The organism is Crenobacter sp. CS_VA4 (assembly GCF_055597485.1).
This window is the reverse complement of sequence record NZ_JBVMAE010000016.1, coordinates 37190-59433: the sequence shown is the minus strand read 5'-3', so window position 1 is coordinate 59433 and position 22244 is coordinate 37190. Positions and strand designations below refer to the sequence as shown.

The 22244-nt window shown below is 64.0% G+C and carries 20 protein-coding genes; 4 read left to right on the top strand and 16 right to left on the bottom strand.

The window, feature by feature from the left end; translation table 11 throughout:
* Nucleotides 1-94: 94 nt before the first annotated feature.
* The gene (locus ACZ2IA_RS15505; protein ID WP_470293491.1) at nucleotides 95-1210 is read right to left on the bottom strand and encodes a Rieske 2Fe-2S domain-containing protein; all 1116 of its coding nucleotides are present in this window, start codon (nucleotides 1208-1210) and stop codon (nucleotides 95-97) included.
* A 183-nt stretch (nucleotides 1211-1393) separates the two neighbouring features.
* Between ACZ2IA_RS15505 and ACZ2IA_RS15500 the strand changes: the two genes are divergently transcribed.
* Nucleotides 1394-2305, top strand: coding sequence for a LysR family transcriptional regulator (locus tag ACZ2IA_RS15500; RefSeq protein ID WP_470293490.1), 912 nt, complete (start codon nucleotides 1394-1396; stop codon nucleotides 2303-2305).
* Between the two features lie 187 nt (nucleotides 2306-2492).
* Nucleotides 2493-3452, top strand: a complete 960-nt coding sequence (locus tag ACZ2IA_RS15495; RefSeq protein WP_470293489.1) for a PDR/VanB family oxidoreductase — start codon at nucleotides 2493-2495, stop codon at nucleotides 3450-3452.
* 222 nt (nucleotides 3453-3674) lie between these two features.
* Here ACZ2IA_RS15495 and ACZ2IA_RS15490 read toward each other — a convergent pair whose 3' ends face one another.
* The 3 genes from ACZ2IA_RS15490 to ACZ2IA_RS15480 all read right to left on the bottom strand — a co-directional run bounded on the left by ACZ2IA_RS15490 (nucleotide 3675) and on the right by ACZ2IA_RS15480 (nucleotide 7758).
* On the bottom strand, nucleotides 3675-4796 hold the full coding sequence (locus ACZ2IA_RS15490) for a porin (protein WP_470293488.1): 1122 nt from the start codon (nucleotides 4794-4796) through the stop codon (nucleotides 3675-3677).
* Nucleotides 4797-4947: 151 nt separating this feature from the next.
* A complete protein-coding gene (locus tag ACZ2IA_RS15485) occupies nucleotides 4948-6423 on the bottom strand; it encodes an amidase (RefSeq protein ID WP_470293487.1) in 1476 nt (491 codons plus the stop codon).
* A gap of 27 nt (nucleotides 6424-6450) precedes the next feature.
* A complete protein-coding gene (locus ACZ2IA_RS15480) occupies nucleotides 6451-7758 on the bottom strand; it encodes an MFS transporter (RefSeq protein ID WP_470293486.1) in 1308 nt (435 codons plus the stop codon).
* A 154-nt stretch (nucleotides 7759-7912) separates the two neighbouring features.
* Between ACZ2IA_RS15480 and ACZ2IA_RS15475 the strand changes: the two genes are divergently transcribed.
* Nucleotides 7913-8827, top strand: a complete 915-nt coding sequence (locus ACZ2IA_RS15475) for a LysR substrate-binding domain-containing protein (protein ID WP_470293485.1) — start codon at nucleotides 7913-7915, stop codon at nucleotides 8825-8827.
* 162 nt (nucleotides 8828-8989) lie between these two features.
* On the opposite strand, the gene ACZ2IA_RS15470 is transcribed toward ACZ2IA_RS15475, so the two are convergent.
* The 12 genes from ACZ2IA_RS15470 to ACZ2IA_RS15415 form a co-directional block, all read right to left on the bottom strand.
* The gene (locus tag ACZ2IA_RS15470; RefSeq protein ID WP_470293484.1) at nucleotides 8990-9757 is read right to left on the bottom strand and encodes an SDR family NAD(P)-dependent oxidoreductase; all 768 of its coding nucleotides are present in this window, start codon (nucleotides 9755-9757) and stop codon (nucleotides 8990-8992) included.
* A gap of 186 nt (nucleotides 9758-9943) precedes the next feature.
* Nucleotides 9944-10774 (bottom strand): FAD-dependent oxidoreductase, encoded by an 831-nt coding sequence (locus ACZ2IA_RS15465; RefSeq protein ID WP_470293536.1) that lies wholly within the window; start codon nucleotides 10772-10774, stop codon nucleotides 9944-9946.
* A gap of 30 nt (nucleotides 10775-10804) precedes the next feature.
* Nucleotides 10805-11017 carry a hypothetical protein gene (locus ACZ2IA_RS15460; RefSeq protein WP_470293483.1) on the bottom strand — a complete coding sequence of 71 codons (213 nt, stop codon included), beginning with the start codon at nucleotides 11015-11017 and terminating at the stop codon, nucleotides 10805-10807.
* A gap of 312 nt (nucleotides 11018-11329) precedes the next feature.
* Entirely contained in the window at nucleotides 11330-12451 is a 1122-nt protein-coding gene (locus ACZ2IA_RS15455; protein ID WP_470293482.1) for a WD40/YVTN/BNR-like repeat-containing protein, read from the bottom strand.
* Between the two features lie 13 nt (nucleotides 12452-12464).
* Nucleotides 12465-12734, bottom strand: a complete 270-nt coding sequence (locus ACZ2IA_RS15450; protein WP_470293481.1) for a MoaD/ThiS family protein — start codon at nucleotides 12732-12734, stop codon at nucleotides 12465-12467.
* A 45-nt stretch (nucleotides 12735-12779) separates the two neighbouring features.
* Nucleotides 12780-13127, bottom strand: coding sequence for a 4a-hydroxytetrahydrobiopterin dehydratase (locus tag ACZ2IA_RS15445; protein WP_470293480.1), 348 nt, complete (start codon nucleotides 13125-13127; stop codon nucleotides 12780-12782).
* Nucleotides 13128-13396: 269 nt separating this feature from the next.
* Nucleotides 13397-14950 carry a glycerol-3-phosphate dehydrogenase gene (gene glpD, locus ACZ2IA_RS15440; protein ID WP_470293479.1) on the bottom strand — a complete coding sequence of 518 codons (1554 nt, stop codon included), beginning with the start codon at nucleotides 14948-14950 and terminating at the stop codon, nucleotides 13397-13399.
* Between the two features lie 337 nt (nucleotides 14951-15287).
* Nucleotides 15288-16001, bottom strand: a complete 714-nt coding sequence (locus tag ACZ2IA_RS15435; RefSeq protein WP_470293478.1) for an MIP/aquaporin family protein — start codon at nucleotides 15999-16001, stop codon at nucleotides 15288-15290.
* Between the two features lie 193 nt (nucleotides 16002-16194).
* Nucleotides 16195-17691: a glycerol kinase GlpK gene (glpK, locus tag ACZ2IA_RS15430; protein WP_470293477.1), complete on the bottom strand. Its 1497-nt coding sequence runs from the start codon at nucleotides 17689-17691 to the stop codon at nucleotides 16195-16197.
* Between the two features lie 419 nt (nucleotides 17692-18110).
* Nucleotides 18111-18875: a DeoR/GlpR family DNA-binding transcription regulator gene (locus ACZ2IA_RS15425; RefSeq protein WP_470293476.1), complete on the bottom strand. Its 765-nt coding sequence runs from the start codon at nucleotides 18873-18875 to the stop codon at nucleotides 18111-18113.
* A gap of 147 nt (nucleotides 18876-19022) precedes the next feature.
* Entirely contained in the window at nucleotides 19023-19508 is a 486-nt protein-coding gene (locus ACZ2IA_RS15420; protein ID WP_470293475.1) for a GNAT family N-acetyltransferase, read from the bottom strand.
* A 192-nt stretch (nucleotides 19509-19700) separates the two neighbouring features.
* Nucleotides 19701-20948: an SGNH/GDSL hydrolase family protein gene (locus ACZ2IA_RS15415; protein ID WP_470293474.1), complete on the bottom strand. Its 1248-nt coding sequence runs from the start codon at nucleotides 20946-20948 to the stop codon at nucleotides 19701-19703.
* A 127-nt stretch (nucleotides 20949-21075) separates the two neighbouring features.
* Here ACZ2IA_RS15415 and ACZ2IA_RS15410 point away from each other — a divergent pair, with 127 nt between their 5' ends.
* Nucleotides 21076-21984: a LysR family transcriptional regulator gene (locus ACZ2IA_RS15410; protein ID WP_470293473.1), complete on the top strand. Its 909-nt coding sequence runs from the start codon at nucleotides 21076-21078 to the stop codon at nucleotides 21982-21984.
* Nucleotides 21985-22244 lie beyond the last annotated feature (260 nt).

Genomic DNA, 22244 nt, shown 5'->3' with positions numbered 1-22244 from the left:
CGCGAAGGAGCCGGCGACTGTGCCCAAACCGGTCGGCAACGTCCAGCAAAAAACCCCATCCGCAGGGATGGGGTTGTCGGCAGGACAGTCCGGTTTATATTTCGCCGGCGGCCCCGTCCCGTTCGGCTTGCTCCTGCTCGGCGCGCTGCTTCAGGTGGATACGCATCGCCACCGCCGGCGCATCGCTCGCCACCGAGAATTCGTACGGCTCGTCGCCGGGTGAGGCGAGGACCCGTTCGAGCGCGCCCAACCCCACTACGTCCTCGCGGAAGGTGGCGAACAGCTGCTCGTGCATAAAGTGCGTGATGTGCTCGTCGTCGAGCGCGAAATCGCGGCCGTGCACGATGAAGTAGTGCATCGTCGTCGGCGTTTCCGGCGTCAGGATGTGCGCGGTGCGGATATGGAATTCGGGCCTTGCCGACTCGGGCAAGGCGTTATCGTAGAAGGTCACGCTGACGCGGTGCAGCGCCGGCGACAGGAACTCCGACGTGGCGATGCGCGCGGCGGTGTCCGACTGCCCAAGACCGGTGGTCTCGGCCCATACCGGCGACAGCCGGGTCGGCACCACGCGGCGCACCAGCTTATAGTGGCCTTCGTTGAGCGCGACCTCGAACGGCGCGCTCGCATAGTCCGGCGTACCGATGGTGTCGGCGTGCAGGAAGCTCAGGTGGGTCAGATCGAGCAGGTTCTCATGCATGCTCACGTAGTTGCCTTCGTGGTGCAGATAGCCTTGCGAACATTCCCACTCGGGCGACGACAGCCAGGCCTGGTCAGGGATGCGGCTCTCGTCGGCGAGGCCGGCATCGCCCATCCAGATCCAGATCAGCGGGCCGCGTTCGACCAGCGGGTAGGCGCGCACGCCGATGCCGCGCGGGCATTGCTTCTGCGACGGCACTTCGATACAGTCGCCGCCGGCGTCGTAGCGGAAGCCGTGGTAGCCGCAGACGATGGTGTCGCCGTCGAGCCGGCTTTGCGACAGCGGGAAGGAACGGTGCGCACAACGGTCGGCCAGCGCCACCGGCGGGCCCGCCTCGGTGCGGTACAGCACCACGCGTTGGCCGAGCAGCGTGCGCGCCAGCAAGGTACGGCCGACCTCGCCGGCAAACGCCGCCACATACCATTCGTTAGCGATGAAGGGGGTGCTTCGGTCTGCCAGCCGAGCCGAGGCTTTCCGGGCGGCGGCGATCAGCGCGGGATTGGGCAAGCTCATTCTTTCTCCTCTCTCTCGGTAAACGCGGCGGCGGGCGATCGATGGTGCCTTGTTCTGGCTGCCGGGCCGATGACCTGCATCCGCCACCGCAGGAACATAGTTGCACGCCGTTTCCCGGGCCAAATAATGCGGCGTATACATACCATCCGTGCAGCGCGCGCATGGGTAAGGGAGAAATAAACGATGCGCTTCAAACGCCTCGACCTGAACCTGCTGGTCAGCCTCGACGCCCTGCTGGTCGAGCAGAACGTGTCGCGCGCGGCGGCGCGCACCTTCATCAGCCAGTCGGCGATGAGCCATGCGCTCGCCCGCTTGCGCGAATTCTTCCAGGACGAATTGCTGGTGCCGGTCGGGCGGCAGATGATGCCGACCGCGCTCGCGCGCGAGCTGGCCGTGCCGGTGCGCAATGCCTTGTTGCAGATCGAGGCGATCACCGCGCTCGAGCCCTCGGTCGAGATCGAGCGCACCGAGCGCACGCTGACGGTAATGGCGTCCGACTATTCCGGCACCGTGCTGCTGCCCGACGTCGCCCGTCGCGCGGCCAAGCTCGCGCCCGGCATCCGCCTGCACATCCGCCAGATGCACGAGAGCTGGCCGGAGCGGCTCGAACGCGGCGAGATCGACCTGTTGCTGATGGCCGAGCCGTTCGCGCTCGACAAACACCCGCAGGACGTCCTGTTCGAAGACGGCTACGTCTGCATCGCCTGGTCGGAGAACCGCCGGCTGCACGGCGCGCTCACGCTGGACGACTTCCGTTCGCTCGGCCACGTGGTGGTCGAATACGCCGGCGGCCGCGTGCCGACCTTCGACGAGCGAGTGCTCGCCGAACAGGGCATCGTCCGACGCGCGGAATGCGTGGTACCGAGTTTCGCCCAGCTCGCCTTCCTCGTCGCCGGCACCGACCGCATCGCCACCCTGCCCACTCGGCTCGCCGAACGCTACGCGGCTTATCTGCCGCTCGCGCTCTACCCGACCCCGTTCGCCTGTCCGCGCTTTTCGGTCGTGGCGCAGTACCACCGCTACCAGGAACTCAATCCGGTGATGCGCTGGTTCCGCACCCTGCTGCAGGAAACGTCCGCCGCGCTGCCCGGCTGAACGCGCAGGCGCCCCCGATGCGATGAACCCGCTGCATACCAGCAATGCAGCGCATCCACTTAACAGGGGGCTCTCCGCTGGCAATACTCGTCGCATCGGTGGCTTGCGCCAGATGGGATAGCCCGGCCGCCCCCTCCGATCGCAGCGACTGTCGACGAGTTACGAACCCATACAGCAGGAGAGCGCCATGCACGACGAGAAAATCACGGTCAGGGTGAGCCGGATGTCGGCCGAAGCCAAGGATGTCGTAGCGCTCGAGTTGCGCGACGTCGCAGGCCGGCCCCTGCCCGCCTTCACCCCCGGCGCGCATCTCGAAGTGCATCTCGCCAACGGCCTGATCCGCCACTATTCGCTGCTCAACGACGCGAACGAGACCGACCGCTACCTCGTTGCGGTCGGCCGCGCTGCCGACGGCCGCGGTGGTTCGGCCCATATCCACGACCAGCTGCGCGTCGGTGCGAAACTGGGCATCCTGCCGCCGCGCAATCATTTCCCGCTCGGCACGCAGGCGCCGCGCTACCTGTTCATCGCCGGCGGCATCGGCATCACCCCTATCCTCTCGATGATCCGCTGGTGCGAGCGCGCGGGCAAAGACTGGCGCCTGATCTACACGGCGCGCAGCCGGCAGCGCGCCGCGTTCTACGAGGAACTGCGCGGGTTCGGCCCGCAACGGGTGCGGTTTCACTTCAACGACGAGCAGGACGGGCGGCGGCTCGACGTCGCGGCGTTGGCCGCGACGCTGCAGGCCGGGGAAGAGGTCTATTGCTGCGGACCGGATGCGTTGATGCGGGCGGTCGACGCCGCCTGCGACGGCCGTCCGTCCGGCTCGGTGCACTTCGAATGGTTCGCCCCGCCGGCGACGGGCCAGAACGGCGCCGGCGATGGCTTCGAGCTGGTGCTACGCCAGAGCGGCCGCACGCTGCAGGTGCCTCCCGGGCAGAGCATCCTCGACGTGCTGGAACAGGAAGGATTTGCCGTGCCGTTTTCGTGCCGCGCCGGCCTGTGCCGCAGCTGCGAGACAGCCGTCTGCGCGGGCGAGCCCGACCACCGCGACTTCGTGCTGTCCGAGGAGGAAAAGGCGGCCGGCCGCAGCATGCTGATCTGCGTGTCTCGCGCCAAAAGCTCTCGGCTCGAGCTCGAGCTGTGAGTGAGAAGCCCAGAAGCCGTGTCCCCGGATAGGGAAACGGCTTTGAAAGGCTTGCTTGCCACGAACCCCACGGAAAAACACGAAATGCCGCGCGGCATTTCGTGTTTTTCCGTGGCTAATGCCTCCCTTCTTTTCGGCCAACCTTCTTTCTCGAGCTTCTCGAACGAGACCTATAGGCAAGAAAAAGGGCATCCAAAGATGCCCTGATTCGCCGGCAAGGCTTTAAAAGAACACCCTCATCCCCACGCCAATAGATTGCGGACTATTACCGGGCGTCAGCGCGGCCGCCGGGGTTCCGACATTCCTGTCGAAAACGGGGTCGATGCTGCCGGTAAAGTTGATGGTTGCGCGACGATTGTTGTGGATCTTGGTCGTAAACGCATACAGCTGCGTGGCTTTGGATAAGTCATACATGGCGCCCAGCAGCCATTGTTTGGCCTTGTAGTCGTCCGGCTGGCCAATTGCGGCGCTCTGCAACTTTCCGAGCTCCGAATACACCATGCTGACATTGGTGCGACCGAAGTTCTGGGTCAGGGCGACCAGCCATCCGTCCTGCGTGGTATCGCTCGTGCGGCTGTTGTATTTCCTGTCCCGTTCGAATGCGCCGCCAAACGTCGTACGGCTGGTAAAAACATACGAGGCGCTGGCCCGGCTGAAAGTGCGCCGGTCGTAGTCGATCGCCGTTTTGGCCGCATTGAGCTTGTTGCCTTGCACGTCGTAGCCCAGCACCAGCGTCAGCGCTTGCCTTTCATACCTGGCTGCCGTCGATAAGCGGTGGTTGTTCTGCGCCGCCCCGTTGGTCGCAACCGGTCTCGTCTCGTCGAAGCTGTAAGTCACACCGCCCCGGAAGCCCGCCAGTGTCGGCGAATAATAATGCACGCTGTTGGTCAGGCGCGCCCCGCCCCGGTCGAAAATGCCGCCAAACATATCCGCCGTGGTATTGACGAACGGGTCCAGTTGGATGTCGGCCAGGGCCTTATAGGCGCTGTCGCTGTTGCCCACATAGGCTTGGCCGAACTCGCCTTGCATGCCGAGATAGGTATTCCGGGTGCCTAAAATGGCGGGTTGGCCCATATCGTTGACCCCGCCTTGCTCGAAGTTGCGCAGGTTGGTGTCGATCCGCCAGATAGCTTTCAGGCCGTTGCCCAGGTCTTCGCTGCCTTTAAACCCCAGGAAGGACGTACCGGTGGCAATCCGGCTCAGGCGCCCCACTTCGGATGTTCCGCTTCCGGTGGCTTTGACCGATTCGATGCTGGCATTCAAGCTGCCGAAGATAATCACATCGGCGTGGGCGGCCAGGCTCCATCCGGAAACAAGCAAGCCGACGGTCATCATTTTTTTCATTTTAAATTTCTCCTTTGTATGGGTATTACGCACTCTCGAACCGTTTGTTGTTGTGTGACGGGTTCGAAAAAAGACGAGCGTTGCCCTCGCGCCTAAAAGCGCGATGAACTAGGGGATCGGGAAAGCGCGGCAGGGACGGCCGCGCCTGGGCTTAGCGTGTCAGCGACTCAATGATGGGCGGCAGGCGGCGGCCGAATTGCGTGGCCGCCTCATACGCGTGGCCGAGTTGGAGCGCGCCCCATTCGTCGCGGAAGCGGCCGGCGATCTGCATGCCGATCGGCAGGCCCGTCGTCGAAAAACCGCACGGCACCGACAGCACAGGGTGTTCGGTGCTGGAGAGAAACCAGCACTGGCGCATCCAGTCGATGTAGTTGTCGTATTGCTGGCCCATAAATTCGCGCGGCCAGCTTTCTTCGACCGGAAACGGATGCATCTGGGTGGCCGGCAGTACGTAGAACTCGTAATGGTCCATGAAGACCTTCATCCGGTTGAACAGCGCGGTCTTCTGTCGGAACACGCGCGCGAGATCGGCGGCGGAAAGCGATTTGAACAGGCGATACTCGTCGTGCACCTCGTCTTTCAGCAGCGCACGGGCCTCGGCCGGCAGGCTGTCCACCAGCCCGCCCATGATCCAGGCCCGTTCGGCACGAAACACCTCGTCGGCACCGGAGAAATCCGGATCGATGAAGTCCACCTCGCAGCCCAGGCTCTGCAGCTCATCCGCCTGCGCTTGAACGGTGTGCATGATCTCCGGATCGACCGCGATGCCGGGAATGCCCGCCGACATCGCCACGCGCGCCCCCTTGAAGTTGCGCGCCAACGGTCGGGCGAACGAGGCGCCGGGCTCGCTGATTTCGGTGGGGCTGGCCCCCGACGGGCCGGCAATGACGCTGAGTAGCAGCGCGGTATCCGCCACCGTGCGCCCCATCGGGCCGTCCACACCCAGGGTCATCCAGCCGTCGGCATCCGGCACGCGTGGGACACGGCCGGGCGATGGGCGCAGGCCCACCACGTTTGTCCAAGCCGCCGGGTTGCGCAATGAGCCGCCCATATCGCTGCCGCAGGCGAGCGGGTTCATGCCGCAGGCGACCGACACGGCGCTGCCGCCGCTGCTGCCGCCGGCGCTCTTGCCCAGGTCCCACGGGTTGCGCGTGGCGCCGAACACCTCGTTGTAGGTATGGGAGCCGGCGCCGAACTCGGGAGTATTGGACTTGCCGATCATCAGCGCGCCTGCGGCGGCGCAGCGCCGTGCGATCAGTGCGTCGTGCTCGGGCACATGCTGTTCGAACACGCGCGAGCCGAAGGTGGTGCGGATGCCGCGGGTGGCGGTCAAATCCTTCTGCGACACCGGCAGGCCGTGCAGCGCGCCCTGCCATTCACCGTTGAGCCAAGCGTTGTCGATCGCGCGGGCCTGCTTGATCAGCTCGCGCTCGTCAGCGAGCGTCACCAGCGCGTTGACTTGCGGATTGACCGCCTCGATGCGCGCCAGGTGCGCCTTGAGCAGCTCTTCGGCCGAGATGTCCTTGCCGCGCAGCAGGGTGAGCATTTCGAGCGCCGAGAGGTCGCACAGGCTCGATGCGGCGCCGTTCGCTACGCCGGCCGCGCACTCAGGGGTTTTGTAAGTCATGGATGGCTCCAGCGTTAGGAAAAGAGATCAGATCGCCTGGTGGCGGCGGTCTTTGACGAAGAAGAGCGCGACAAACGACAACAGGCCGCAGCCGATCACGTACCAGGCCGGCGCGTTCGGATTGCCGCTGGCGTCGATCAGCCAAGTGACGAAGAACTGGGCGAAGCCGCCGAAGATCGCCACCGCCAGCGCATAGGCGAGCGACATGCCGGTGGCGCGCGCTTCTTTCGGGAAGATTTCCGGCAGGATCGCGCCGGAGGTGCCGGCGTTGAGCGCGTGCAGCGCGGCGAGCACGCCCACCACCAACAGCAGGGTTCCGGGCGTCGGGTTGTGGTTGAGCAGCACGAAACCCGGATAGATCAGCAAGGTGATGGCGATGCGCGAGGCCTGGGTGGTGAGCTTGCGACCGTAGAGGTCGGACAGCCAGCCGCCCAGCGGCGAGATCAGCATCACCAGACAGCCGCTCAAGATGCCCGAGGTCAACGACAGCGACATCGGCAGATGCAGCACCTTGATCGCGTAGGTCGACATGTAATAAAGCACGATGTAGTGCGTGGCGGTACCGCCGACCACCAGCGAAAACGCGGCGAGTGCCATGCCGGGGTAGTGCTTGAACACGGTCAGCAACGGGTTGGCCGAGCCTTGGCCGGCGGCGGTCTGTGGAGCCGGGGCCTCGTCGAGCTGGCCGCGCAGGTAGAGGCCGAGCGGGGCGATCAGCATCCCGGCCAGGAATGGTACGCGCCAGCCCCATGATTCGAGCGCGGCCGGGCTCAGGCTATGCGATAGCCAGGCGCCGGCAAGCGCGGCCACCATCGCGGCGGCACCCTGGCTCGCGAACTGCCAGCTGGTGGCGAAGCCGCGCCGTCCGGCCGAGGCCGACTCGGCCAGCAAGGTGGTGGCGGTGCCGACCTCGCCGCCGGCCGACAGCCCCTGCAGCAGGCGTGCCAGCACGATCAGGATCGGCGCGGCCACGCCGATCTTTCCGTAGGTCGGCATCAGCCCGACCATGCCGGTGCCGACCGCCATCAGGATCAGCGTCAGCTTCATCGCCGCGACGCGGCCACGCCGGTCGGCATAGATGCCGAGCACGATGCCGCCCAGTGGCCGGGTCACGAAACCGACGCCGAAGGTAGCGACCGACAACAGCAGCTGGGTGGATTCGGAATGGGCGGGGAAGAACAGCTTGCCGATCAGCACGGCGAAAAAGCTGTAGGCGGTCAGGTCGAAAAACTCCATCGCATTGCCGATAGTGGTCGCTACGATCAGCTTGCGGGTTGAGTGGCTTTGCCTGGCCGAATCGCTGGGCAGGACCAGTTCCTTGCTGGGTGCGGACATCTCGTTTCTCCTTTGTTTTGACCCCGGTGGGTCCGGGGCCGGTCTCTTGTTTTTTTGTTAACTTGTTAAGTTTGTGATGAGTATATCCAGGCCAGTGCTGGCAAAAAGACCGCCTTTTGTTATCGTGATAACTCTTGGATATCGGTAGAGAACGATGAAGCACCATCAACTGAGGGCCCTGCTGGCGGTGGCCAAGCACGGCAGCATCCGTGCCGCTGCACGCTCGGTCTGCCTCTCGCAGCCGGCCCTGACCAAGGCGATTCGGGAACTCGAACAGGATTTGGGTGTTACGTTGGTGGCGCGCAGCTCACGCGGTGTGCAATTGACTCCTATCGGCCTGACCCTGCAAAAGCGGGCTCAGGTCATCCTTGCTGAAATGCAGCATGCTCGAGAGGAGATCAATCAACTGAGTGGCGAGCTATCGGGCCGGATCACACTGTCGGTGACCCCGCTGGTCGCGATGAAGTGGCTGGCGGGCGCGCTGGCGATGTTCCAGCAGCGTATGCCGAAGATTCGCTTGTCCATTCATGAGGGCTTCTTGCCGGTGGCGTTGCCCGGCTTGCGCGACGGGATGCTCGACTTTGTGATCGGGGCGATCAATCCGGATTACCTGGGTGCCGAGTTTGTTTTTTCCCCGCTACACGAAGAGCCGGTGGTGATCGCCTTGCGCAAAGGGCATCCGCTCGCAGCAAGTCGTTCGCTGGCGGATTTGCACGACGCGCAATGGATACTCAATCCCCTGCCCGGCAACCTCAGCAGCCAAACGCTTGAGGTGTTCGATGCGCTTGGCCTGCCGCCACCGGCGCGGATCATCGATTGTCCGTCCTTCACGGCCTGCTTCTCCCTGAGCACCCAATCCGACATGGTGTCGGTCTTTCCGGCCAGTTTTCTGGAAGTAGACTGGTTCAAGGAACACATGGTGGCGGTGCCGGTGGAAGAAGCAATCCCGCCGATCAGTATCGGTATCGTGTCACGACGCGACGCGCTAAAAACCCCGGCGTGCGAATACCTCATCTACTGTATTGGCCATGCGATGAAGGATCAGGCAGGTGACGCAAAAGGATCTTGATGGCATGCAGTAATGGGGCGGGCGCCTGATCGAGGCCACTGGCGATGCCGGGCTCATGGACTGCTTGTTTGTCATGCTCGGACCAGTAGCTGGGTGGGGGCGAACCATAACGCCCGCTACACCCCGCTACCGGGTGTTTGCCGTCATTCGGCCATGCTGTGCTCAGCGCTCGTAGATCAGCGTCGGCACGTCGACCACCGTGGCGCCGCCGTCGACCACCAGCGTCGCGCCGGTTATGTAAGAGGCGTCCGGCGACGCGAGAAACTGGCAGGCCGCGGCGATCTCATCCGGCTCGGCGGCGCGGCGCAGCGGCGTCTCCGCCGTCGCCAGCCGGTAGGCGCCGTCGAGGTCCATACCGTGGCGTTCCATCAGCACCTGCATTTCCTCGTCGGCCATCGGCGTGCGCACCCAGCCTGGGCAGACCGCGTTGACCCGAATGCCCAGCTGGCCGTAGTCGCGCGCCAGCGAACGGGTCAGCCCGAGCAGCGCGTGCTTGGCGGTGATATAACTGCACGCCGCCGGCCCGGCGGCCAGCGCGGCGATCGACGCGACGAACACGATGCTGCCGCGGCTGTCGATCAGCGCCGGCAGGCATTCGCGGGCGGCGACGAAAGCGGTGCCGAGGTTGGCCTCCAGCCCCTGAGCCCAGTGTGCGTCGTCGGTTTCGCCCGCCGTGCCCATGCCCAGCCCCCCCGCGCAGCAGAGCAAGGTGTCGATCCGGCCGTAACACTCGAGCAGCGTGTCGACCGCGGCCTGCATGTCTTCGCGGCGGGCGGCGTTGCCGACCAGGATGTCCGCGCCGGTTTCCACGGCCACCGCTTCCAGCGGTTCGCGTCGCCGTCCCATTACCGCCACCCGCATACCCGAGCCGGCCAGACGCCGTGCACACGCCGCGCCGATGCCAGTGCCTCCGCCAGTGATCAGTGCCACCCTTTTTGCCGATTTCATTGTCTCTTCCCCTGTCGAACCGTGTCGGCATGAGTATGGTGCTCGGAATCGGGCGGCACTATCGGCCAAAAGGATGACGTGGCTCTTCTGCTATTTGATCAACATGCGTAACAAACAAGTGTGTTTTATGAGTTGCTCCGAGTTTCACTAGACACCTGCAAGCCACTGTTAATACTGACTTTTAAGCGCTACCGGAACAGCCTGCCCCGGCACTATAACCGCCACGCCAGCCGCATGCCCTCGAAGATCGCTTCCTCTGCCGTGCGCGGTGCCAGACAATCGCCAATCGCATGGAGCTCCACCATCATTCCATCCAGCTCGGTGAGCAGACCCGTCAACCGGCTTCTGGCCTTGGCACAACACCAGTGTGTCGACCACCCCGAACAAAATGGCTTCCTCGCTGGCGGTGTGCTGCATGAATACCGTGTCGTCGTCATAGCCGTCGAGCCGGGCATAGGGAATCACTTCGATCCCTAACTGGTGAAGCTGCACCACCAGGTCATCGCGCACATACATTTGCAACAACTGGCCGACGTGCGCTCCATTCACCGCAAGCCGCACCTCACAGCCCACCCTGGCAAGACGGATGGCCAGGCCCGGGCCGATCCAGTCACAGCGCCAGTCCGCCACCACCACCGAATGCCCGGGCACGGCCTCCTCATGCAAAATCTGCCAGGCGTCGAGCACCTGGATGGAACCACCACCTTCCAGCGCCGGCCGACGCGGCTTCGCTCCCGTTGCGACGATCACGACATCGGGGCTGACTCGCTCAACCAGTGCCCGGTCCACTCCGGTATGTAGGATCACCTCCATACCTGCCTGCTCCATCTCATGCTGCAGATTGGTGATAAGGCCACCGAACTCCGCACTCCCAGGCAACAGCTGAGCCAGTGGGGCCTGGCCACCGAGCCGACCTGCTGCCTCGTACAACTGCACCGAATGGCCGCGTTGTGCGGCGATGGCAGCCGCCTTCCTGCCTGCCGGTCTGAGCCCCGTCAGCTCAAGCCATGAGTCTCATAGTGAGGCTCATCACTTAACTCGCTGCCTACCAACCTCGGAACAGCCCACCTTGGACCAGTCAGTCACGCAGACAACGCCAACTGTCATGCCACTGCCTAAACCCAGCTCCTGGGACAGCTCCTCCAACGGTATGCCGATGACGAAAATCGAAAAATAACCACTTGTTTTTAATTGGTTTTTTGAGATTTTCACGAACATGCAAATCCCGTAGGGATTTTTCACGAACTCCGTCCATTAGGTGCACGTTGCAGTACGCACGACGGTGAAAAAACCCTTAGAAATCAAAGGGCGGTTTTTTCACGAACTCTGCAAACCTACATTGGTGATGGGGCTTACGGCATGCGAGACGTCTACCAGGCCGAACGCGGAGCGGTGGCTATCGCGCCGCCGCGTCGCAACGGGAGGCCTTAGCCTGGGCAAACCACACAGGCGAGTGCGTGTAACGACGCGCTGCATGAGAATTTTGGCAAGCGCGAACATGTCAGGCCAATGGGCGGTCGGGCAGCGGCAAGGTCGTCTGGTGATGCATCAGGATCAGCCGAAGCGCACGCAATAGATCGGCGGCAGATGAGCCGACACGCACTGCCAGCGATCCCCGCCGCTTTCGGACACCCACAGGCCGCCGGTGGTCGAGCCCATGGCCAGGCGCTCACCCGAGCCGTCCACGGCCAGGCCGTGCCGGTAGACCAGGTCGTAGACAGGCGGCGGTGGCAGACCGTCGTCGAGAGTCTCGAAGGTTCGTCCGCCATCGCGCGTACGGTTGACGACGAGCCGAGCGCCCACTGGGACGCGGCACTCGTCCTTGACAGCCGGCACGAACCACGCGGTGTCCGGCTGCTGAGGATGCACGGCGACGGCAAAGCCGAAGCTGGAAGGCTGCGCGACCACGTCCTGCCAGCGCGCGCCGCCGTCGGTGGAGCGGAAGATGCCGTTATGGTGCTGCACCCACAGCGCCTCGGGATGGCCCGCGCAGTGCACCATGCGGTGCGGGTCCTGGATAGTGGGGTCTTCGCGGCGCTCGGGGGGCATATAGTCGGCATGCATGCCCGCGCTGGTGCAGCTCCAGCTGTCGGCAACGTCGTGGGTCTGCCACACGCCGCCGCAGGACACGGCGACCGTGATGTGGCGGCTGTCGCGCGGATCGACACTGATGGAGTGGATGCCGGGGTAGTCGTAGCCGCCGCCGAACCACGCGCTGCGCTCCGGGCGGTCCCACAGCGCCCGGTTCAGCGTCCAGCTATCACCGCCGTCGCCGGAGCGGAACAAGCCGCCCGGGATCGTGCCGGCCCACAGCACGCCGGGCTCGTCCGGGCCGCCGGCTTCCAGCGCCCAGATCTGTTGCAGCGTCCATGGTGCCGCGGGTGGCTGCCCCGGCAGCGGCTCCTGTTGCGGATCAGACGGCGGGTCCGGCTGCGGCGGATAGACGGGTACCACGCCCTCCTCCCAATCAAGCCGCCCGGCCGGACGGCGCCACAGCTTGACGCCGAAGTGGCCGAGGTTGAGCGCCGTGTACAGCGTGCCGTCGCGCGGATCGGCCAGCACCATGCTGACCGGCTCGCCGAGGAAATGCGGCGGCTCCAGCTGCCACTGCCCCTCACCGCGGCGTTGCAGAATGAACAGCCCCTTGCGGGTGGCAACGAGAAGTCGATCGCTCATGGGGGACCTTCTTTCAACCGCCGGACAGCGCCTGCACCACGTAGATCTGGCTGCTGGCGCCGATCCGGTCGCTCAAATGCTGGCGATCCCGGATGGCGCAACCGTCGACGAACACCGCCAGGTGGCGGCGTAACTGCCCTTGATCGTCCAGGATATAGCCGCGCAACTCGGGCTGTGCGCAGAACACCGCCTCCAGCGCAGCCCCCACCGTCGCCTCGGACACTTCGCGCTCCGGGCTGGCGATGTATCGCTGGATGGCGGGGGCGAAAACAACGCGGGACATAGAATGAGACACCGGTATAGGTACGGACGCTCTACAGTGTAGGTCCTATGGTTCTTGCGCGCCGGCCAACGCGCTGGTCTTGGCGGCCATGATGAAGTCGTTCTCGTGCAGCCCCTTGATCTTCTTCGTTTGCCAGGAAACGGTGGCCCAGCCCCATCCGAAGCTGATATCGGGATGATGGCCTTGGGCCTCCGCCAGTTGGCCGACGTCGACCACGAAGTTCAACGCCTCCTTGAAGTTCTTGAAGAGGAAGCTGCGTTCGATGCGGCGGCCCGCGTCGGCCAGCATCCAACCTGGCGCCTGCGCCAGATACGCCTCGGCCTCGGCACGGCTCAGCGGCGGAATCCCGCCCTTGCAGGGGGTACAGGTCCTGATTACAAGATCATCGCTCATGATGCACCTCGCCTTCATTCGCACGCTGGGCAGCGATACAGTAACTTTACATCCCCCAGCGCAAGCCACCCGCGCCTTGTTGGGCGGATTGCCGACCTGCGTCTTGTGACGACGAACTTCAGAATAGCCGGACCGTACACAGCGAAGCGATTCCGGCCACCCTATCTGTCCGGGACAGAAGTGCTCGGGTCGACTCGAGCCGGCCCACGGGCGATCTGTGCAACCGCGCCACGCAGGGCGTAGCGCGATCGGATCGAGAGGGGTGTCGCTTACGCGACGTGGCGCGGTTCGAGCAGGTGCCCCGATCCCACGGACCGAGTGGCGGGGACCAGCACCGACCGCTCGGCCATCCAGCGCCCCAGCACCACCTCGGCCTCGGGGGGGAGGTGCAGCTTGAGCTTGCTACGGCGCCACAGGATGTCTTCGGCCTTGCGGGCCCACTCGACTTCCATCAGATAGCGCAGCTCGGCCTCAAAGAGACCCGGCAGGATCTCCTCGCCCAAGCCGGCCAGCTGCGTTGCCGTGCCGATCACAACGCCGATACGGCTGCCGTAGCTGCGTGCATAGCGAGTCAGCAGCGACAGAGGTAACCAGGGGTAGCGTTGGCGCGCGTCGGCCAGAAACGCGTCGAACGACGCCGCGCCCAGGTCGCCACCAGGCAGCGGAACATCCGCCGTCCAGGCCGGCGAGTAGACGCCAAGGCACTTTGCCAGCTGATCGACAGCCTGTTCGGCCAACCTACGGAAGGTGGTGATCTTGCCGCCGAACACCGACAGCAGCGGTGCCCCCTCGACGTCCATCTCCAGCGTGTAATCGCGGGTGACGCTGGCCGCGTTGGCCGAATCGTCGTCGAGCAAAGGACGGACGCCCGAGAACGTCGCGACCACGTCTTCGGGGCCGATCTGTTTGGCGAAATAGCGGTTGCTCATCTCGCACAGGTAGCGCACCTCGTCGGCATCGATCGCTACCCGGGCCGGGTCGCCGTGGTATTCGACGTCGGTGGTGCCGATCAGCGTGAAGTCGTTCTCGTACGGAATCGCAAAGATGATGCGCTTGTCCGGGTTCTGGAAGATGTAGGCGTTCGAGTGATCGAACAGCCGCCGAACGATGATGTGGCTGCCCTTCACCAGCCGCACCGACTTGGATGCCGCACGGCCGATCACGTTCTTCAGCAGCGAGTCGACCCACGGCCCTGCGGCGTTGACCACGGCGCGCGCCAGCACGGTCCGGGTCGCCCCGCCCTCCTCGCGCAAGGTGCAATGCCACAGCTCGCGCTCGCGCTGCGCCGCGACGCATTCGGTGCGGGTCATCACCACCGCACCGCGTTCCGCGGCATCCTGCGCGTTGAGCACTACCAGCCGCGCATCCTGCACCCAGCCGTCCGAATAGGCGAAGCCGCGCTTGAAGCCGGGTTTCAGCGGTTTGCCGGCCGGGTGGCGATCGAGGCGCAGGGTTTCCGCACCGGGCAACAGCTCGCGCCGAGCGAGGTGGTCGTACAGGAATAAGCCGGCGCGGATCAGCCACTGCGGCCGCTGCGACGCGTCGTGCGGCATCACGAAGCGCAGCGGCCCGATGATGTGCGGCGCCGCGCGCAGCAACACCTCGCGCTCCTGCAGCGCCTTGCGCACCAGGCTGAACTCGTAGTACTCGAGGTAACGCAGCCCGCCGTGGATCAGCTTGGTGCTGGCCGAGGAGGTGTGCTGGGCCAGGTCGTCCTTTTCGCACAGCAATACCGACAGACCCCGCCCCGCCGCGTCGCGGGCGATGCCTGCCCCGTTGATGCCGCCGCCGATAATCAGTACATCGTAGATCTGACCGTTCACGTCCTACACTCCCGCCCTGTGGCTTCAATCCGGTATGCGCCCGTTCGGCCAACCGCCGAGCGACGCTGTTATTGCGGCGAACAGAACGCTGTTCGCTCCCATCAGAATGCTAGGCGATTGCGAACATTTATACAACACTAAATGTTGTTTTTATGATCGTAAATGTTCTTTATTTGTTGTTTATTATCTTGCGGAGACACTGGACCAAGGTCGGCCGAACAGGCGGAGGGCGAAGACCGGGCATCCAAATTCGCACGGCGCAATAGAAAAGCCCGCCGCGAGAGCGCGGCGGGCTGGAGGCAGGCCCCGCATCCGAGCGGACACGGGCCGAGCAGAGTCAGGCGATCAGCAGTTGGCTGTGCAGCAGCGCAGCCAGCACGCCGCCGGTCAAGGAGCCGACCACCGGCACCCAGGCATAGCCCCAGTCGCTGTCGCGCTTGCCGCCGATCGGCAGCAGCGCGTGCATCAGCCGCGGCGCCAGGTCGCGGGCCGGGCTCATCGCATAGCCGGTGGTGCCACCCAGCGACACGCCGATGCCCAGTACCAGCAGGCCGACCGGCAAGGCGTCGATGGCGCCGAGCGACACCTTGGGCGACACCATGTGCAGCACCGCAAACACCAGCACGAAGGTGGCGATGATCTCCGAGGCCAGGTTGCCCGGCAGGCTGCGGATCGCCGGGCCGGTGCAGAACACCGCCAGCTTGGTGTCGGCGCAGTCGGTCGTTTCGAAGTGATGGCGGTACATCAGCCACACCAGGAACGCCCCGGCCATGCCGCCGGCCATCTGGGCGGCGATGTAACCCGGTACGTTGGCCCAGGCGAACTTGCCCGCCACCGCCAGCGCGACCGTCACGGCGGGGTTGAGGTGCGCGCCGCTGTACGAGGCGACGCAGAACACCGCGACGAACACCGCCATCGCCCAGCCGAAGGCGATCACGATCAGGCCGCCGTTCTGGCCCTTGGTGTTGTTGAGGATGACGTTGGCGACCACGCCGTTGCCCAGCAGCACCAGCAGGGCCGTGCCGATGAATTCGGCAATCAATGGAGTCATGGTGTTTCTTTCTCTCAATCGAAGATGGATCACTACGGCAACCATGTAGCCCGGGGGAGAGCCCCTTCGGGGCCGAGTCCGGGGGCGCGTCCATGATGCGCTATCCCATAGTCACGCCACAGAAGCGGTGCACGCACCGCCCCCGGACTCGGGCCTACGGCCACTCCTCCGGGCTACTAGGCCGTTCCACAACTCAGGCGTTGGCCCAGGCCACGGCGGCGTTGACGGCGCGCTGCCAGCCGGCGACCCGGCCCTGCACCACGGCTTCTTGCGCATCGGGCGAGAAGCGCTGATCCAGCTGCCACTGCCCGGCGATGTCTTCCACGCCATCCCAGTAGCCCACCGCCAGGCCAGCCAGGTAGGCGGCCCCCAGCGCGGTGGTCTCGATCACCTTCGGACGGATCACGTCGATGCCGAGGATGTCGGCCTGGAACTGCATCAACAGCTCATTGACGGTGGCGCCACCGTCCACGCGCAGCTGCGGCACGGCGATGCCGGAATCCGCCTCCATCGCGCGCAGCACGTCCATGGTCTGGTAGGCGATGCTTTCCAGCGCGGCGCGCGCGAAGTGCGCCGAGGTGGTGCCGAGCGTCGCACCGAACACCGACCCGCGTGCTTCCGCGTTCCAGTGCGGCGCTCCCAGGCCGGCGAACGCCGGCACCAGGTAGAGGCCGCCGCTGTCCGGCACCTGGCGCGCCAGTGCGTCCACCTCGTGGGAGTGGTTGATGATCTTCAGCCCGTCGCGCAGCCACTTCACTACCGCCCCGCCGATAAAGATGCTGCCTTCCAGCGCGTAGTGCACCTCGCCGTTCAATTGCCAGGCGATGGTGGTTAGCAGCTTGTTGTGCGACACGGTCGGCGTGGTGCCGGTGTTCATCATCATGAAGCAGCCGGTGCCATAGGTGCTCTTCACCATGCCCGGCTGGATGCACTGTTGGCCGAACAGTGCCGCCTGCTGGTCGCCGGCGATGCCGGCAATCGGAATGCGCGCACCGAACATGGTCTCCGGCACATAGCCATACACCTCGCTCGACGAGCGCACCTCGGGCAGCATGCTCTTGGGAATGTTCATCATGGCCAGCAGTTCATCGTCCCAGCTCAGGGTGTGGATGTTGAACAGCATGGTGCGCGAGGCGTTGGACACGTCGGTGACGTGCACCTGGCCGTGGGTGAAATTCCAGATCAGCCACGAGTCGACGGTGCCGAACGCGAGGCGCCCCTGCTCGGCCTTGGCGCGTGCGCCCGGCACATTGTCGAGGATCCAGTTGATCTTGCTGCCTGAGAAGTAGGCGTCGACCTGCAGGCCGGTCTTCTCGCGGATCGTCGCCTCCAGGCCGCGCGCCTTCAGCTGGTCGCAAAACGACGCGGTACGGCGATCCTGCCAGACGATGGCGTTGTAGACCGGCTGGCCGGTTTCACGGTCCCAGACGATGGTGGTCTCGCGCTGGTTGGTAATGCCGATCGCGGCAATCGAGGTGCTTTCCAGACCCGCCTTGGCGATCGCCTCGGCCGCCACGCCGGCCTGACCGCCCCAGATCTCGTGTGGGTCGTGCTCGACCCAGCCCGGCTGCGGGTAGATCTGGGTGAATTCCTTCTGCGCCAGCGACACGATATTGCCCATCCGGTCGAACAGGATGGCGCGCGAGCTGGTGGTGCCCTGGTCAAGCGCCAGGATGTACTGTTTTTGCATGGGTCTGCTCTCCTTTGCACATCAACCCGCCGGCCACGCTGTGCTCGCGTGATCCGGCGGCCAAATCGGGGTGCTTCCCGAAACCCCTGTCCCGGGGTGACGCCGATGACAAATCAATGTTGTTTTATGTGGCATCGGCATTCTATATCGGCCAATTGCGGCATGAAAGAAAAATATAAAGAACATCAAAACAACACACAAGAACAGGAAAACACCTCGAGTAAACGCTTGATCGCCAGGGCGCATCCGCTCTAATCATGGTGGGAAATCGGCGACAACGTGAGCCGCTAGGGACGGAAGGCCGTGCGCGTCAGCAAGACGCAAGGCGCAAGAAGGCCGGGGCGAACGAGTCGCACCGGCATCACTAGGGAGAAACAACGGGGAGGACCAGAGCGGGCGGCGTACCAGCGAGGGCTGGCTCAGTCGGCGACGAAGAGCTCCGTCTTCGCCTCGGCGATCACCTCGGCCATTTCGGCCGACACCGGCCGGTCGGTGAACAGCGCGGTGATCTTCGACAGGTGACCCAGCTCGACCAGCGCGGGTCGGCCGAACTTGGAATGATCGGCGACCAGGAACACATTGCGCGACTGCTGGATGATCGCCTCCGAGGTGCGCACCTCGCGCAGGTCGAAGTCGCGCAGCGTGCCATCGCTCTCGATGCTGGAGATGCCGATGATCGCGTAGTCGACCTTGAACTTGCGGATGAACTCGATCGTCGCCTCACCGATGATGCCGCGATCGCGCGGGCGCATCACCCCGCTCGCAACGATCACCTCGCAGTCCGGGTAGTCGCACATCATCGCCGCGACATTCAGGTTATTGGTGATCACATGCAGACCACGATGATACTGCAGTGCTTTCGCCACCTCTTCGGTAGTGGTGCCCAGATTGATGAACAGCGAGGCGTGATTCGGAATATGCTCGGCGACCAGTTGCGCGATACGCTGCTTCTCTTCGATGAGCAGCACCTGGCGCTCGTTGTACGCCACATTCTCCACGCTCGACAGAACGCTGGCTCCGCCATGCATCCGATGCAAGAGCTTCTCGCCCGCCAACAGACTGATATCGCGCCGGATAGTCTGATAAGTGACGCCAAAATGTGCCGCCAGCTTTTCGACGGTGACGTGGCCATCACGCTGCACCCAGCTCAAAAGTTCTTGCTGCCGTTGGTTGAGAATGATCATCGAAGGTTTCATGCATGGCGATTTGATGGGCCTTATCTTATCCGAGCAATAGGGAGACACAAGAGTTATTGCTCGAGCCGCGACCATCAGCGCCGGCGCCCCCGCGCCGGTCTACGACGAGGCGTCACCCGTTGCCGGGCCATCGGTTCAGCTGTCGCCGTGTGCGAAAGCTTGCAGCGCCTCGCCCGCAATACGGTAACGCACCCATTCGTCTTGGGCGGTCGCACCGATCGATAGGTAGAACTGAATGGCGGGTTCGTTCCAGTCCAGCACACTCCATTCGAAGCGGCCACAGCCAGTATCACAGGCCAGCTTTGCCAGATAGCGCAGCAGATGCTTGCCGGCACCCGCACCGCGGAATTGGGGGGAAATATAAAGATCCTCCAGGTACAGCCCCTTCTTTCCCAGCCAGGTCGAGTAACTGAAGAAGTACACGGCATAGCCTGCCGCTTGGCCGTCAATGCTGCAGATTAGCGCACGCGCGGTGGCCCCTTCACCAAACAGGGACTGCTCGATATCGGCGACGGTGGCGACCACCTCATGTTCCGCTTTTTCGTAAATGGTCAGTTCGGTAATGGCGTCAAGAATCAGCGGTGCATCGAGCACGCTGGCTTCGCGGATCTGAATATTCAAGTACAAAATTCTTTAGATAACGGATAGCGGTATGCCCATAGCGCATAACCGCGCATTGCTTGACGGATTGGCGACATACGTCCTGATGCGGTTTCAATGGTCGATGCTTAACCGGGTACCGGTCTTCACGATGCCGGCCACCACCTCCACAAGAGACTGCTCAGTGGTGGCCATCGTAGTGGCCCGAGGCTTTCAATGCTCGCCAAGTAGTAGCTCCGGCCCGATCCCCTCGGCCATCGCCCGGTTGCCGGCATCACCGGGATGAAGATGATCGCCCGAATCGTATTCCGGCAAGAAGCGCGTCGGATGTTTCGGGTCTCTGGTCAGCGCATCGAAATCGATAACGGCGTCGAACTCATTGCTGCTCCGTATCCATCGGTTGACGGCCTGTCGTACGCGTTCCTTGTCCGCGCTGTAGTAACCCTTCAGCGGCGTGTCCTTCAATGCCTCTTCGAAGGGTGTCAGCGTTGCGCCGACTATCCGCAACTGGCGAAGGCGGGCCTGCGCAATTAGTTGCCGGTAACCGGCGATCAGCTCTTGCGCCGACAGCGCCGCGTCGTGTGGGGCGAAGCGGCTGCCTGGCCAGCTGATGTCATTGATGCCCAGCAGCACGACGACCGCCTTGACCCGCGGCTGGCTCAGCACATCGCGATCGAAGCGGGCCAGCGCGTTGACGCCCATGCCATCCTTGAGAACGCGCGCCCCCGAGATTCCCGCGTTGAGCACGGCCACCCGATCGTTTGCCAGGCGCCGCGCCAGAAAGTCCGGCCAACGTTGATTGGTGTCCGCGGTCGAACCGTTCCCGTCTGTGATCGAGTCACCGAGAATCACCACGGCACGGGCATCGGCCGGCGCGTCGACCAGGATGTCGCTCAGGAATACGCGGGCCTGAATGCTTGCCTCGGCCTCGATGCTTTGCGCTGCAACGTGATTGCCGGCGGTGATGTAGGCGGTCTGCTTGCCGTCCCAGTGGAACGTTGTCAGCGGGGTCGCTTCGGGCAGGTACAGCGTCACGGCGACGTTGCTGAGGCCGGCGACGCTGAGATCGGCAGGATCGCTCACCGCTCGCGCGCCCGGCGGAATCGACACCGAACCCCGACCGCCGAAGGTCAGCGCACGATCCGATCCGGCGACGATATTGGCGCCGGTACCGGCCAGCGCGACGTGGGCGGCGCCGACCAGCAGGGGGCGCGAGCCGTATTCGTTCGACACCACCACGCGGACGCGTCTGCCCCCAACGCTGGCGCCGGCGACCTGGCGAATCGTCTGATTCGACAGCGCCGCCGGAACGTTGGTGTGAAGCGGCAAGCCGTTCCCCCACAGCGGCTGCGGGCTCGCCGTCCAGGTGCCAATCCAGTTTCCGGTATCGGCAGCCTGCGCGCCGCCGATGACGGCGGCCAGCACGACCGCCAGCGCCAATTTCAAGTAAGTGAGTGTCATTGGAAGCTCCTTTGCTTCATCGAGGGTGCGATGACACGAACGATAGGCTCTTCCCATGCCGCCATGTAGAGGACAGAATGGCATATATCCCATTCCAATATCGAATGACATGGACACTATCAGAGCGATGCGAACTTTCGTGCGGGCCGTTGAGCTTGGCAGCCTGTCATCGGTCGCGCGGGAGCAGCAAACCACGCAACCGACGATCAGCAAGGTCGTCGCGGCGCTGGAAAAGGAACTCGGCGTGCGCTTGCTGACGCGCACCACGAGCAGCGTCACGCCGACCGATCAGGGCAAACGGTTTTACGAGCGCGCAAAGCGGGTGTTGGAGGAGTTTGGTGAAGCGGTGGCCGATGCCCGCGGGTTGACGGAACGGCCCGAAGGCCATCTGCGCGTCAATGCGCCGGTCAGTCTGGGCGTGCTTCGCTTGAATGCACTGCTGCTGGAGTTTTTGGCGCTGTATCCGGACATCGAGGTCGAGCTCATTCTCAACGACCGGTTTGTCGACTTGGCCGAAGAAGGCGTCGATGTCGCGCTGCGCCTCGGCGGACCGCTTCCGCCCAACGTCGTCGCCCGTAAGGTCGCGGTTTCGCCGCGCTACCTAGTGGCCTCGCCGGCCTACTTGCAGGGACACTCCGAGCTTCGCCGCCCGGAGGATTTGGCGCAGCACGAGTATCTGCGGTTCGCGTGGCTGGCCACCGGCGACGCCACGGAGCTGAACGGTCCGGATGGCAAGATAACGACCATCGCCACCCGGGGGCGTTACAGGGTCAACAGCTCACTGGCGATCCGGGAGAGCTTCCTCGTGGGCGCGGGTGTCGGCCTGTCGCCCGCCTGGCTGGTCAGCGACTTGATCGAGTCGGGACAACTGGTGCGGGTGCTGCCCGACTGGAATGGCACCTTGCACGAAGCATTTCTGTTGTACCCGTCGCGACGTTACCAACCGCTGCGCGCACGGGTGTTCCTGCAGTTCATCACGGAGCGTCTCCCGCTACTGCCCGGCTTTCAGGGGGTGAGCCAGACAGAGTTGGTCTAGCCATGTGTCAGCTCTGCCCGATGCCCCGCCCTTATGGTCTGCCCTCGTTTGAAAGAAATGACGCAATCGCTCAACCCCGCAGAGTCCTCAATCACCTCCTAAGACTTAAGAGCCATGTAGTTTGATGTTGTCTTATTCATTCTGCTGCCGGGAATGGGCTGGTCACCGGATGGTCTGTCAGCTATGACATCGGAATGGTTGCTTGAGCCCTGAAGTCCCGAGATTCTACTCAAAGCTCTCGAATAACACCGTCTTTCCGA